Annotated in this window: 11 protein-coding genes; 6 read left to right on the top strand and 5 right to left on the bottom strand. The window is 40.9% G+C overall.

What is annotated here, in order from left to right:
• Positions 1–21 precede the first annotated feature (21 nt).
• A complete protein-coding gene (gene rplI / locus AVFI_RS12110; protein ID WP_005421134.1) occupies positions 22–471 on the top strand; it encodes a 50S ribosomal protein L9 in 450 nt (149 codons plus the stop codon).
• 268 nt (positions 472–739) lie between these two features.
• Positions 740–1627: a methylenetetrahydrofolate reductase gene (metF, locus tag AVFI_RS12105; RefSeq protein WP_005421132.1), complete on the top strand. Its 888-nt coding sequence runs from the start codon at positions 740–742 to the stop codon at positions 1625–1627.
• Positions 1628–1777: 150 nt separating this feature from the next.
• Here the strand turns inward: metF and ppc are convergent, their stop codons facing one another.
• Together ppc and argE are read right to left on the bottom strand one after the other, a co-directional pair.
• Positions 1778–4408: a phosphoenolpyruvate carboxylase gene (ppc, locus tag AVFI_RS12100; protein WP_005421129.1), complete on the bottom strand. Its 2631-nt coding sequence runs from the start codon at positions 4406–4408 to the stop codon at positions 1778–1780.
• Between the two features lie 179 nt (positions 4409–4587).
• Complete coding sequence (gene argE / locus AVFI_RS12095) at positions 4588–5724, bottom strand: acetylornithine deacetylase (protein ID WP_054775327.1); 1137 nt, start codon at positions 5722–5724, stop codon at positions 4588–4590.
• Between the two features lie 208 nt (positions 5725–5932).
• On the opposite strand from argE, the gene argC reads away from it, so the two are divergent.
• From argC to argH, 4 genes are all read left to right on the top strand, one after another.
• The gene (gene argC, locus AVFI_RS12090; protein WP_188863411.1) at positions 5933–6937 is read left to right on the top strand and encodes an N-acetyl-gamma-glutamyl-phosphate reductase; all 1005 of its coding nucleotides are present in this window, start codon (positions 5933–5935) and stop codon (positions 6935–6937) included.
• Positions 6938–6952: 15 nt separating this feature from the next.
• Positions 6953–7735: an acetylglutamate kinase gene (gene argB / locus AVFI_RS12085; RefSeq protein WP_155682459.1), complete on the top strand. Its 783-nt coding sequence runs from the start codon at positions 6953–6955 to the stop codon at positions 7733–7735.
• Positions 7736–7791: 56 nt separating this feature from the next.
• The gene (locus AVFI_RS12080; protein WP_054775329.1) at positions 7792–9003 is read left to right on the top strand and encodes an argininosuccinate synthase; all 1212 of its coding nucleotides are present in this window, start codon (positions 7792–7794) and stop codon (positions 9001–9003) included.
• 297 nt (positions 9004–9300) lie between these two features.
• Positions 9301–11175 carry an argininosuccinate lyase gene (gene argH, locus AVFI_RS12075; protein WP_005421119.1) on the top strand — a complete coding sequence of 625 codons (1875 nt, stop codon included), beginning with the start codon at positions 9301–9303 and terminating at the stop codon, positions 11173–11175.
• Between the two features lie 167 nt (positions 11176–11342).
• Here the strand turns inward: argH and AVFI_RS12070 are convergent, their stop codons facing one another.
• The 3 genes from AVFI_RS12070 to AVFI_RS12060 form a co-directional block, all read right to left on the bottom strand.
• The gene (locus AVFI_RS12070) at positions 11343–11591 is read right to left on the bottom strand and encodes a DUF3624 domain-containing protein (protein WP_054775330.1); all 249 of its coding nucleotides are present in this window, start codon (positions 11589–11591) and stop codon (positions 11343–11345) included.
• A gap of 103 nt (positions 11592–11694) precedes the next feature.
• A complete protein-coding gene (locus AVFI_RS12065) occupies positions 11695–13161 on the bottom strand; it encodes a dihydrolipoyl dehydrogenase (protein WP_199414888.1) in 1467 nt (488 codons plus the stop codon).
• Positions 13162–13255: 94 nt separating this feature from the next.
• On the bottom strand, positions 13256–13984 hold the full coding sequence (locus tag AVFI_RS12060) for a redoxin family protein (RefSeq protein ID WP_011262707.1): 729 nt from the start codon (positions 13982–13984) through the stop codon (positions 13256–13258).
• Positions 13985–14016: the final 32 nt, after the last annotated feature.

Here is a 14016-nt window from a genome sequence, read left to right as displayed (position 1 = left end):
AGTTTATAGAGGACTAAGATAATGCAAGTTATTCTACTTGATAAAATCGGTAACCTAGGTAGCCTTGGCGACCAAGTTAACGTTAAAGCTGGTTACGCACGTAACTTCCTTATCCCACAAGGTAAGGCTGTTATGGCAACTAAAGCTAACGTAGAGATGTTTGAAACTCGTCGTGCTGAACTAGAAGCTAACGTTGCTAAGCAACTAGCTGCTGCTGAAGCTCGCGCTGAGAAAGTTAACGCTCTAGAAGTTACAATCGCATCAAAATCTGGTGACGAAGGTAAACTATTCGGTTCAATCGGTACTCGTGACATCGCTGAAGCTGCTACAGCTGCTGGCGTTGAAATCGCGAAAAGCGAAGTTCGTCTTCCTGAAGGCGCTCTACGTACAACTGGTTCTTTCGAAGTTAGCATCCAACTTCACTCTGAAGTATTTGCTACATTGAAATTAGAAGTTGTTGCTGCTGAGTAATCAATAGCCAACTTATGATTTAAAACGCTAGTCCTCGGACTGGCGTTTTTTTTATTTTTAAATATCTCCCACAGTTTCTACTTCCTCATCTTATTTTTTCTATCTTGAAAAAAGCTCAATTACAACTTGAGAAAAATTCATAATCAGAACCTTGACTTTGAACTCTATTGCATACATTCTGTAGACATATAGACGTCTAAATGATGTCATCATGGATGATGAGATTTTGTAGTATTACCTTTTGATACTACGGCAGGGAGAGCAAGACATGGCATATTCACACGCAAGCCACTTAGAGTCACTGAATCAAAATATTGCTGAATTAGACGGCAATATCAACGTATCTTTTGAGTTTTTTCCGCCAAGTTCAGAGAAGATGGAAGAAACACTATGGAATTCTATCCACCGCTTGAAAACACTAAAACCTAAATTTGTATCAGTAACTTATGGTGCAAACTCTGGTGAACGTGATCGCACCCACTCAATTATTAAAGAAATTAAAGAGCAAACTGGTTTAATTGCCGCTCCCCATCTAACGTGTATTGATGCGAGTCGCTCAGAGCTAATTGATATTGCTAATGATTATTGGGCAAATGGTATTAAAGATATCGTTGCTTTACGTGGTGATATTCCTCCGGGTGGTGGAGCTCCTGAGATGTATGCTTCAGATTTAGTAGAGTTACTTAAGTCCCAACATGATTTTGATATTTCTGTTGCCGCTTTCCCTGAAGTACACCCAGAAGCGAAGAGTGCTCAAGCTGATTTACTTAACTTGAAACGTAAAGTGGATGCAGGTGCAAGCCGTGCGATTACTCAGTTCTTTTTTGATGTAGAGAGCTATTTACGTTTTCGTGATCGCTGCGTTTCTGCTGGTATTGATGTGGAAATCATTCCAGGGATCTTACCTGTGTCGAACTTTAAGCAAGCTTCTCGTTTTGCCAAAATGAATAATGTGAAAATTCCAGGTTGGATGGCACAACAGTTTGAAGGGTTAGATGATGATCCTGTGACTCGTCAAATGGTTGGAGCAAGTCATGCGATTGATATGACTCGTATTTTGAGTCGTGAAGGAGTGAAAGATTTCCATTTCTATACGCTTAACCGTGCCGAGCATACTTACGCACTGTGTCATACATTAGGTGTTCGTCCAAAATAATATTTATTATTACTTATAATAAAAGTCGCTCATGGTAGCGACTTTTTTTGTTTTTGATGTTGAAGTCTTGAGAAGCAAAGAGAAAACTAAAATAAAAAAGGCCACCGAAGTGACCTTAAATTAGGAAGGATTCTTTTTATCTGCGATAAGTTAACCTGTGTTACGCATACCCGCTGCAATACCCGCTATAGTTACCATAAGTGCTTCTTCAAGCTCTGGTGACGTCTCTTCTTGTTGACGAGTACGGAACAGAAGCTCTGCTTGTAGCATATTTAGTGGGTCAACATAGATATTACGTAGACGAATGGATTCTGAACCCCATGGGTCACGTTCCATCAAGTGGTCATTGTTTTCTACATTTAGTACCGCTTTGATATCTGTCTGTAGTTGATTACGTAGACGCTCGCCTAACGGCCATAGTGATTTATCAGTCAAACGTTGATCGTAGTATTCAGACATCTGTGGATTACATTTAGTGTAAACCATTTCAAGCATACCAAGGCGTGTTGAGAAGAATGGCCATTCACGACACATCTCTTCTAGTAGTTCTTGGTGACCCTTATCAATTGAATATTGAATCGCTTCACCTGCTCCTAACCATGCAGGAAGCACAAGGCGGTTTTGACTCCATGAGAAAATCCATGGAATAGCACGTAAACTTTCAACGCCACCATTTGGATTACGTTTTGCTGGGCGAGAACCGAGAGGAAGTTTACCTAGCTCTAGTTCTGGTGTTGCTGCGCGGAAATAAGGTACAAAGTCTTTTTCGCCACGAACGACGTTACGGTAAGCTTCACACGATACTTCTGATAGCACTTCCATTAAGTCGCGCCATTCTTGTTTCGGTTCCGGTGGTGGCAGAAGGTTTGCTTCAAGAATTGCACTTGCGTACAAGTTAAAGCTGTTGACTGCTACTTCAGGAAGACCCAGTTTGAATCGGATCATCTCACCTTGTTCTGTTACTCGTAGACCACCTTTTAAGCTCTTAGGTGGTTGAGATAAGAGTGCAGCGTGCGCTGGTGCACCGCCACGACCGATAGTACCGCCACGACCGTGGAAAAGTGTCAGTTCAATACTTTCTTTCTCACAGACTTCGACAAGTGCTTCCATTGCGCTGTACTGAGCCCAACCAGCAGACATTACACCGGCATCTTTAGCTGAATCAGAGTAACCGATCATCACCATTTGATGGTTTTGGATAAATCCACGATACCAATCAATAGAGAATAGTTGTTCCATTACTTCTTTAGAGCGATTTAAATCGTCTAAAGTTTCGAATAATGGACACACATCCATACGGAATGGACAACCTGCTTCTTGAAGTAACAGATGAACAGCCAGTACGTCTGATGCCGTACGAGCCATTGAAATGACATAAGAGCCTAATGCTTCTTTAGATTGTTCTGCAACTACTCTACAAGTATCAATAACTTCTTGAACTTCTGGAGACGGTTCCCATTTGCGTGGAAGAAGAGGACGTTTCGAGCTTAGTTCATTAACAAGGAATGAAATTTTATCTTGTTCGCTCCATTGGTCATAATCACCAATGCCTAAGTAACGAGTCAGTTCAGATAATACATCTGAGTGACGGGTACTTTCTTGGCGGATATCCAAACGAACTAAGTGAGCACCAAATGCTTTTACTCGACGTAATGTATCCAGCAATGAACCATCAGCAATGATCCCCATGCCACAAGCATGCAGTGATTGGTAACATGCGTATAGAGGGTTCCAAAGTTGGTCAGCATCAGTCAGGATAGCTTTATTTGGTACTAGCTCACCCTTCATTTGTGCATCTAGGCTTTCAAGAGTATCGCCTAGTAATGTACGTAGTTGTTTTAGAATGGCACGATAAGGTTCGTGCTGATCCCCTGCCAATTCACGAACTTCATCAGTACATTTAACCATTGAAAGTTCGCTGATTAGCTCATTAATGTCTTTTAAGTAAAGATCAGCTGCTTTCCAACGAGAAAGAAGCATCACTTCACGAGTAATTTTGTGCGTTACAAATGGGTTACCATCACGGTCTCCACCCATCCAAGATGACATGTGAACTGGACGCGCATCGATTGGAAGTCCTTCACCTAAGTGGCCTTCTAGGCGTTGGTCGAATTCACGTAAGAACTCTGGAATACCTTGCCACAATGAGTTTTCAACAACAGCAAAGCCCCATTTAGCCTCATCTAGCGGAGTTGGACGTTCTTGACGAATAACGTCCGAGTGCCATGCTTGAGCAATCAGTTGCTCTAGACGACGCTCTGTTTTATCTCGTTCTGAAAAAGAGATATCACCAAGCTCAAGCTTTGATAAACACTCGTTGATTTTAACCAACTTGTTGATCATGGTGCGACGTGCGATTTCAGTAGGGTGTGCAGTAAGAACCAATTCGATATTTAATTCACGAACGGCTTGTGCAGTATCTAGCTTACTTACGTTACTTTGGCTTAGTTTTGAGAATAAGGTACTAATAGCATCAGGTTCACATACATGTGCTTCACAATGGCGTGAGATAGTATGATATTGTTCTGCCATATTGGTAAGGTTTAGAAATTGGCTGAATGCTCGAGCAACAGGTGTCAGTTGATCGTCTGGAAGGCTTTTAATTTCTTCAATCAGTGCATTGCGGTCTTCGTCGCTTCCTGCGCGCGCTGTTTTAGACAGCTTACGAATGGTTTCAACTTTTGCTAATAGCTCTTCACCATGTGCGTCTCGAATCGTGTTACCAAGCAGGTGACCCAACATGCTGACATTGCTTTTTAAAGCAGCGTACTTTTCATTCATACATACTTCCTATACTTGTAATTTTGTTACATCCTGATTTTTTACTGCCTTCAATCTATCCGAATTTAAGGCTACTCGTCAAATATTGGTGAATATTTGTTGGTTTTTTGAACGCTAATTTGCCGTAGATCATCGAACCTTACTTTTCATATTGACGAGTTTTGTAAATTTATTTCAGCTTAAAAGCAGTGTTTGTACATTAATTTACTTAATACACTGATGGTTGGGTCTATAAAAGAAAAAGCCAGATACTCATCAGGTTGATGAGCTTGTTCAATAGAACCGGGGCCAAGTACTAATGTAGGACAAAGATCTTGTAAAAAAGGCGCTTCAGTACAGTAGTTCACGGTTTCTACATCTTGCCCACAAATGTCAGCAGTACTCGTTACTATCGGACTATCGGCGCTGCATTCATAACCAGGAATTGGCTCATGAAGTGGGGTAATATCAATACGTCCGGGCCATTTTGTTTCAACCTCTTTTAGAGCATCTCGAAGCATATTATCAAGACCATCTAAGCTGATCCCCGGCAGTGGACGAACATCATAATGTAGCTCACAACAGCCACAAATACGGTTTGGGCTGTCCCCACCATGGATATGACCAAGATTAAGTGTCGGGTAAGGAATAGAGAAACCAGGATTATGGTATTCCTTAACTAATTTATTTTTTAATGTCATGAGTGCGAACATGATCTCATTCATGATCTCTAAGGCATTTACACCATGAGCGGGATCGGAAGAGTGTCCCGATTTACCCGTTACTCGAATGGCATTAGCTACATGTCCTTTATGTCCACGGATCGGTTTTAGGCTGGTTGGCTCACCGATGATGCAATAATCGGGTTGAATTTTAGTATTCGATGCAAAGTGACGAGCACCAAGCATGGTGGTTTCTTCATCACAAGTCGCCAGAATATAGAGAGGTTTAGACTGATCTTTCCAATTAATGTTTTTAATGGCTTCTAGAATAAAAGCAAAGAAACCTTTCATGTCTGCGGTGCCTAATCCATAAAATCGGTCGTTAGCTTCAGTTAATGCGTGTGGTTCATAATTCCAACGGCCTTCATCGTATGGGACCGTATCGGTATGACCTGCTAATAATAACCCACCTTCACCAGATCCTAATTTTGCTAATAGATTGAGTTTACCTTTTTCAATTTCTTCAATCTCAACTTCACACCCAAGATCTTCGCACCATTGTGCAAGTTTATTTATGACTTCTGCATTGCCTTCATCCCAACTTGAGTCGGTTGAGCTTATTGAAGAGGTTGAAATGAGTTGTTGATAATAATCTTTAAATTCCGGAAATTTCATTTATTCATACATCCACTGTTGACACAAAAGAGAGAATTCTGTAAAACACATATTAAATCACATTAAGTGAATAAAAATACAATTTAGTTGAGTTTGAGTGAATAACTAAATTGAGAGAAGGAAAGGATACCTTCAATATGGGCAACACTCACGTTACCCTGAATGGCTTTTCCCTTCAATAAGATTTAAGAGATAGCAGGGACTAATTATGTTGAAAACAGCCATTATTGGAGCGAGTGGATACACAGGAGCTGAATTAGCTCTGATGGTATTTAAGCATCCACATCTTTCTTTATCGGGTTTATATGTTTCAGAAAACAGTTTAGATAAAGGAAAAGCGATCAGTGAATTGCATGGTTCATTAAAAGGAATTGTTGATGAAGCATTGCAACCATTAGTTAATGTGAACCAAGTTGCTAAAGAGTGTGATGTTATTTTGCTAGCAACCGCTCATGAAGTCAGCCATAACTTAGCTGCAACATTTTTAGAGAATGGCTGTGTAGTGTTTGATTTATCTGGTGCCTTCCGTGTTAAAAAAGAAGGCTTTTACAGTGAGTTCTATGGTTTTGAGCATCAATATGAAGCGTGGTTAGATAAAGCGGTTTATGGTTTGGCCGAGTGGAATGCCGATGCTATCGCGAAAGCTCAATTGGTTGCTGTGCCTGGCTGTTATCCGACTGCGTCACAATTAGCACTAAAACCGTTAGTTAAATCTGAGCTATTAGATAAGAATCAATGGCCGGTTATCAATGCAACCAGTGGGGTAACAGGAGCAGGACGTAAAGCAAGTTTAACCAGTGCTTTTTGTGAAGTGAGCTTACAACCTTACGGAGTGTTCAATCATCGCCATCAACCAGAAATTGCGGCTCACCTTGGTTGTGATGTAATTTTCACTCCTCATTTAGGTAATTTTAAGCGTGGAATTTTAGCGACGATCACGACTAAATTAGCGCAAGGCGTGACAGAAAAAGAAATCCAAGAGGCGTTTGAAACGGCTTATACCCAAACGCCAGCGGTGCGTTTATTAGGTAATGAAATGCCAAAAATACAATCCGTCGAGAAAACCCCTTTTTGCGATATTGGATGGAAAGTGCAAGGAGAGCATTTAATCGTTGTTTCTGCCATTGATAACTTGTTGAAAGGTGCATCAAGTCAAGCAATGCAATGCATTAATATTCGTTTTGGTTTTCCGGTATTAACTGCATTGATTTAAGGAAGAATAATAAATATGAATCAACGTCCATTGGTTATAAAGCTTGGTGGAGCAGTATTGTCTTCAATCGATACGCTCACGCTGTTATTTAAAACAATTTCAAATTATCAACAGCAAGCCAAGCGTTCTCTTATTATTGTTCATGGTGGTGGCTATCTTGTTGATGAGCTTATGGCAAAGCTTCAATTAGAAACAATAAAAAAAGAGGGGTTACGAGTTACTCCAAAAGATCAGATTGGTTATATCACAGGTGCGTTGGCTGGAACGGCAAATAAAATGCTACAGGGCCAAGCGATGAAAAATGGTGTGAAAGCGATTGGTCTAAGTTTGGCTGATGGTGGTTTATGTAAAATCACTCAGCTAAATCCTGAATTAGGTAATGTAGGCTTAGCAACGGCTGGTGATGCAAAGGTAGTAGAGGCGATTTTAGCGACTCAAGTAACGCCGATTATTAGCTCTATCGGTATTACGAATGATGGCGAATTAATGAATGTGAACGCAGATCAAGCTGCGGTCGCGGTAGCTACTACTCTCGATGCTGATTTGGTTCTATTGTCAGACGTTCCCGGAGTACTGGATGCAGAAAAACAGCTGATTAAGAGTTTGGACTCAGCGCAAGCTGAAATGTTAATTCACCAAGCTGTTATTACCGATGGCATGATAGTTAAAGTTCGTGCAGCGTTGGATGCTGCTCAAGAATTAGGGCGAGCAATAGAAGTGGCTTCATGGCGCTCACCAGAAAAATTAGCTGAGTTGTTTATTGGAAACAGCATTGGCACACAATTTCAGCCTCAATAGGCAATGTAATTTTAAGAATATAGTCGCCGCGAGTTGTGCGGTTCAAGGAGAATAGAATGAGTAAGAAAGTAGAAGTAAACAAGGTTGTTGTCGCATACTCTGGTGGCTTAGATACCTCTGTGATCATCCCATGGTTAAAAGAGAATTATAACTGTGAAGTGATTGCTTTTGTTGCGGATGTTGGTCAAGGCGAAGAAGAACTTGAAGGTATTGAAGCGAAGGCAATTGCATCGGGGGCGACTGAGTGTTACATCGCTGATTTAAAAGAAGAAATGGTTTCTGAGTATATTTTCCCAACGCTAAAAACAGGCGCGTTGTATGAAGGTAAATATTTACTAGGAACGTCAATGGCACGTCCTATCATTGCTAAAGCACAAGTTGAAGTGGCTCGTAATGTGGGTGCAGATGCGCTTTGTCATGGTTGTACTGGTAAAGGTAATGACCAGATTCGTTTTGAAGGTGCGTTTGCTGCACTAGCTCCAGATCTTCATGTTATTGCTCCATGGCGTGAGTGGGATCTTGTGAGCCGCGAAGAGTGTTTAGATTATTTGGCTGAGCGTAATATCCCTTGTACCGCTTCTCTTACTAAGATCTACTCTCGTGATGCTAATGCATGGCATATCTCAACGGAAGGTGGGGTTTTAGAAGAAACATGGAATGCACCAAATGACGATTGTTGGGCATGGACTGTTGATCCTGAGCAAGCACCAAATGAATCAGAAACGATCTCATTAAAAGTAGAAAAGGGCGCGGTTGTTGCGGTGGATGGTAAAGCGATGACGCCTTATGAAGTGGTTGTATGCCTAAATGAGAAAGGGGCAAAACACGGTGTTGGGCGTATTGATATCGTTGAAAACCGTTTGGTAGGAATGAAGTCTCGTGGCTGTTATGAAACTCCAGGGGGCACGATCATTAATGAAGCGCTGCGTGCAGTTGAGCAACTTGTTTTAGATAAAACGTCATTTGAGTTCCGTGAAGAGCTAGGCATTAAAGCTTCTCACCTTGTTTATGATGGTCGTTGGTTTACACCGTTATGTAAATCTATCTTAGCGGCATCAGAAGAGCTAGCAAAAGACGTAAATGGTGAGGTCGTTATTAAGTTGTATAAAGGTCATGCGACGGTAATTCAAAAGCGTTCTGATAACAGTTTATATTCAGAAGAATTTGCTACTTTTGGTGCTGATGAAGTGTATGACCAAAGTCATGCCGAAGGCTTTATTCGTCTTTACTCACTATCAAGTCGTATTCGTGCGCTAAATAGCAAATAAGTAATGCGTGTTGTTTATTAAGAACAACATTTAAACAATTTGTTTTACACTATGTCGAAGCTCGTTTTATATAAACGGGCTTCGATTTTTTGTATATAACGGTGAATACCAAGCCAATATCCAATTATATTGATTAATGTAATCTAAGTTGAATAAAATTAACCTGAATAAATATGTAAAAATAGTGAATTTTTTCTTTATTTTTATCTGTAATTACCGTAAGTTAAAACCATCAAGAAAAATACTGAATTTAATCAGAACAAAAGCAGTGAGCATTGTGCATTTAGGAGAGACAGCATGGCATTATGGGGCGGACGTTTTAGTCAAGCAGCAGACACCAGATTCAAACAGTTTAACGATTCACTTCGTATTGATTACCGCCTTGCAGAACAAGATATTGTTGGTTCGATTGCATGGTCTAAAGCATTGCTTTCAGTAGGTGTTATTACCGAACTTGAGCAGCAAAAGCTTGAATTAGCACTGAATGAATTAAAATTAGAAGTAATGGAAGATCCTGAACAGATCTTATTGTCTGATGCTGAAGATATTCACAGTTGGGTAGAAACTCAATTGATTGGTAAAGTCGGTGACTTAGGTAAAAAGCTCCATACTGGCCGCTCTCGTAATGACCAAGTAGCAACTGATTTAAAACTTTGGTGTCGTCAACAAGGGCATCAATTGTTACGTACGCTTGATCAATTACTTAATCAATTAGTGAATGTGGCAAGTGAGCATCAAGCGACAGTTCTTCCTGGTTATACGCACTTACAACGTGCGCAGCCAGTGACTTTTGCTCATTGGTGTTTAGCTTATGTTGAGATGATTGAGCGTGATTATTCTCGTCTTGAAGATGCCATTACTCGTTTGGATACTTGTCCGTTAGGTTCAGGGGCTCTTGCTGGTACCGCTTACCCTATGGATCGTGAAAAGCTAGCTCGTAACCTTGGATTCCAACGTGCAACACGTAATAGTTTGGACTCGGTATCGGATCGTGATCATGTCATGGAACTCATGTCGATCGCTTCCATTTCAATGTTGCACCTTTCTCGTCTTGCTGAAGACATGATTTTCTACAATTCAGGTGAATCTAATTTCATCGAATTGGCTGATACAGTGACGTCAGGCTCTTCACTTATGCCACAGAAGAAAAACCCAGATGCACTGGAGTTAATCCGTGGTAAGTGTGGACGGGTATATGGTGCAATGGCTGGCATGATGATGACAGTAAAAGCATTGCCATTGGCTTACAATAAAGACATGCAAGAAGATAAAGAAGGCTTATTTGATGCACTGGATAGCTGGTCTGATTGTATTGAAATGGCTGCGTTGTGTTTTGAAGGAATCAAGATTAATGGTGAACGTACGCTTGAAGCAGCAAAACAAGGGTATGCAAACTCAACAGAACTGGCTGATTACTTGGTAGCGAAAGGCATTCCATTCCGTGAAGCTCACCATATTGTTGGTGTTGCCGTTGTCGGTGCGATTGAAAAAGGTTGTGCATTAGAAGAACTTTCTCTTGCTGAACTGAAAGCGTTCTCTGAGGTGATTGAAAATGATGTGTATGAAATCCTCACCATTGAATCTTGTCTTGCAAAACGTTGTGCATTAGGTGGCGTTGCGCCTGAGCAAGTTGCATATGCCGTTGAGCAAGCAGGTAAACGTCTACAAGAGCGTGATAATGCAGGTGTGAAGGTTCGTCCAGCTCGTTTAACTGATCTAGATGCACTGGAAGGTATGGTTGCTTACTGGGCTGGGCTGGGTGAAAACTTACCACGTAATCGTAATGAATTAGTCCGTGATATTGGTTCATTTGCTGTGGCAGAGCATCACGGAGAAGTCACAGGCTGTGCCTCTTTGTATGTGTATGACTCAGGTCTTGCAGAAATTCGTTCATTAGGTGTTGAAGCTGGGTGGCAGAGTCAAGGTCAAGGTAAAGCCATTGTTCAGCATTTAGTTGAAAAAGCACGTGAGATGGCGATTAAGAAAGTCTTTGTATTAACTCGTGTTCCAGAGTTCTTTATGAAACAAGACTTTATTCCTACCTCTCGTTCATTGTTGCCAGAAAAGGTGCTGAAAGATTGTGATCAATGCCCACGTCAACATGCGTGTGATGAGGTAGCACTAGAAGTGAATCTACAAGAGCAAGTGATCATTAAAAGCAGTGTAGCTTAGTTCGTATTGCAAATATTTATGCGATTGAGTTAACTAAATAAGCGGAATAAAAAAGAAAAAGTGGTGAACTTTTTAATTAAGTATTAGTCTTATTAATACTGCTTTTTCTTAGAAAGATTCTAAGAGGCCCCAATGCTTATATGGTATTGGGGCTTTATTTTATCTGCTTACTTACTGTGATTGGTATTATTCAAGCGGTAATAAGCCATAGCGATAAGATGTAAAACAAGTAAGCCAGTAAAGGCTGAGCTCACCATAAATGTGGCGATTGCTTCTATTTTATATGGCGTCATTTGAAAGAACTCCAACCAAGTCAACCATCCGCCAATAGAAAGAAACGTCAGTTGTTTCATACAACGCGTACAGCGACCTAGTTTTTGTTTGAAAATGTCTGAGCGACAAGTTTTACATGTCATGTATTGAGTTCTTTGATTGATAAGCAAGTGGAGAGAACTTTAAATGCAAAAAGACCAATGCGCAAACATTGGTCTTTTTATTTTTTGTGACTTTTTAATCTGATTAACAGCCCGGACCACAATCCATGCAGTGTTTGATCATTTCAGGACCTAAATGTAATTTCGCATTTAAATCACGAAGAGCAGTACGAACACCTTCTTCGATTACTGGGTGATAGAAAGGCATATCTAGCATTTCTGACACTGTCATCTTGTTTTGGTGTGCCCAAGCTAACAAGTGAGCTAAGTGTTCTGCGTTTGGTCCCATCATTTCAGCACCAAGGAAACGACCTGTCCCTTGCTCACCGTATACATGAAGAATGCCTTTATTGCGTAACATCACTCGTGAGCGGCCTTGGTTTTCAAAAGAGACTTCACCTGTTGCAAAACAGCCACAAGTACCTAAGCGTGTTGTGATTTCTTTATACGTTTCACCAACCATGGCAATCTGTGGGTCAGAGAATACCGCTGAGATTTTTGAGCGGCGAAGGCCTGCACGGATCTCAGGGAAGCGACCTGCATTATCACCAGCAATACGCGCTTGGTCTGCGGCTTCGTGTAATAACGGCAATTGGTTACTTGCGTCACCAGCAATAAATACCGTTGGTAGTGATGTTTGTAGTGTGTAGAAATCGGCTGTTGGTACACCACGTTCATCTAATTCAATTGATGTATTTTCTAAGCCCAGTTTATCGGTATTTGGACGACGGCCCGTTGCTGCTAATACATATTCAACAATATTAGTTTCTAGCTCACCTTGTTTGTTGATGAATTGAATTTCAACGCGATCTTCACCTGATTCGGTGGTAATACGCTTCATGCTTTCAACTTTTACGTCTGCATCAAGATAAAACTCTTCATTGAACGCTTTGTTTGCATACGCCATTACTTCTGGGTCAGTAACAGGACCTACTTGACCACCTAAGCCAAACAGTTTGGTTTCAACACCTAAACGGTGAAGAGCTTGACCAAGTTCAAGACCAATAACACCAGGGCCAAATACCGCAACTGATTTTGGAAGGTCATCCCAGTTAAATACGTCATCATTAATGATTAAACGATCACCCAGTTCATTCCAAACTGCTGGATAAGCAGGACGAGAACCAGTAGCGATAACAATACGTTTTGCATTAATGATGGTGTGATCATCAACTTGAAGCGTGTTGTCATCTAAAAATTTTGCGTAGCCAGAGATTTTATCTTCAGCCGGAATTTCATCAACGCCTTCTAAAACAAACCCAACAAAACGGTCACGCTCAAACTTAACGCGTTCCATTACTTCACGGCCATTAATTACGATTTCACCTTGAGGGTGGATACCAAATTTAGGTGCTTTTTCAATTTGGTGAACGCTTTCTGCTGCAGCAATTAATAGCTTAGATGGCATACAACCAACGCGAGCACAAGTGGTACTGTAAGGGCCGCCTTCAATCATGACAACACTGTCAGTATGTGCTTTTGCTGCACGGTAAGAGCCTAAACCTGCTGTACCGCCACCGATAACAGCTACATCAACATTGACTTGTTTCATAATTCATATCTCACGTAGATTTATTTTAGAAGAAGAGTTTGAAATGGTAGCCCACGATTTGTGGGCTACTTTTCATTAACGGTTACGTTAACGATTAAGCTAGGAAAGCTTCTAGTTCTTCGCTACCACCGATGTGTTTACCACCGATGAATACTTGAGGAACTGTAGTGCGACCAGTGATAGCTCGTAGACTTACTGTGGTTGCATCTTTACCTAGTACCACTTCTTCGTAGTTTAGGCCTTTGTCGATTAGGTTTTGTTTCGCTTTCATACAGAAAGGACAACCTGGTTTTGTGAATACTGTAATTGACTCTTGTTCTTTATGTTCAGGAGCAAGGTAGTTCAGCATAGTGTCTGCATCAGATACTTTGAACGGGTCGCCTGGTACGTCTTCTTCGATGAACATTTTTTCAACTACGCCATTTTTAACTAGCATGCTGTAACGCCATGAGCGCTTGCCAAAACCAAGGTCGTTTTTCTCAACTAACATACCCATGCCGTCTGTGAATTCACCATTACCATCAGGGATGAAAGTGATGTTTTCTGCTTCTTGGTCTGCTTTCCATGCGTTCATTACGAAAGTATCGTTTACTGATACACATAGGATGTCATCAACGCCATTCTCTTTAAATACAGAATGCAACTCGTTGTAGCGAGGTAGGTGGCTTGAAGAACATGTTGGTGTAAAAGCACCTGGAAGACTGAATACGATAACTGTTTTGTCTTTAAATAGTTCTTCTGTTGTTACGTTAACCCAAGCATCACCTTGACGAGTAGGGAAAGTTACTTGAGGAACTGATTGACCTTCTTTAGATGTAAACATAATGATGTCCTTTAATTTAAATAATTTTGAAT

The organism is Aliivibrio fischeri ATCC 7744 = JCM 18803 = DSM 507 (genome assembly GCF_023983475.1).
GTDB lineage: Bacteria > Pseudomonadota > Gammaproteobacteria > Enterobacterales > Vibrionaceae > Aliivibrio > Aliivibrio fischeri.
Note: the sequence above shows the minus strand (reverse complement) of the source record. Positions and strands in the feature narration are given on the sequence as shown.

Bases quoted from the DNA above. Each gene is read 5' to 3' on its own strand.
- rplI (WP_005421134.1), top strand. From the start codon at position 22: ATGCAAGTTATTCTACTTGATAAAATCGGTAACCTAGGTAGCCTTGGC.
- metF (WP_005421132.1), top strand. From the start codon at position 740: ATGGCATATTCACACGCAAGCCACTTAGAGTCACTGAATCAAAATATT.
- ppc (WP_005421129.1), bottom strand. From the start codon at position 4,408: ATGAATGAAAAGTACGCTGCTTTAAAAAGCAATGTCAGCATGTTGGGT.
- argE (WP_054775327.1), bottom strand. From the start codon at position 5,724: ATGAAATTTCCGGAATTTAAAGATTATTATCAACAACTCATTTCAACC.
- argC (WP_188863411.1), top strand. From the start codon at position 5,933: ATGTTGAAAACAGCCATTATTGGAGCGAGTGGATACACAGGAGCTGAA.
- argB (WP_155682459.1), top strand. From the start codon at position 6,953: ATGAATCAACGTCCATTGGTTATAAAGCTTGGTGGAGCAGTATTGTCT.
- AVFI_RS12080 (WP_054775329.1), top strand. From the start codon at position 7,792: ATGAGTAAGAAAGTAGAAGTAAACAAGGTTGTTGTCGCATACTCTGGT.
- argH (WP_005421119.1), top strand. From the start codon at position 9,301: ATGGCATTATGGGGCGGACGTTTTAGTCAAGCAGCAGACACCAGATTC.
- AVFI_RS12070 (WP_054775330.1), bottom strand. From the start codon at position 11,591: ATGACATGTAAAACTTGTCGCTCAGACATTTTCAAACAAAAACTAGGT.
- AVFI_RS12065 (WP_199414888.1), bottom strand. From the start codon at position 13,161: ATGAAACAAGTCAATGTTGATGTAGCTGTTATCGGTGGCGGTACAGCA.
- AVFI_RS12060 (WP_011262707.1), bottom strand. From the start codon at position 13,984: ATGTTTACATCTAAAGAAGGTCAATCAGTTCCTCAAGTAACTTTCCCT.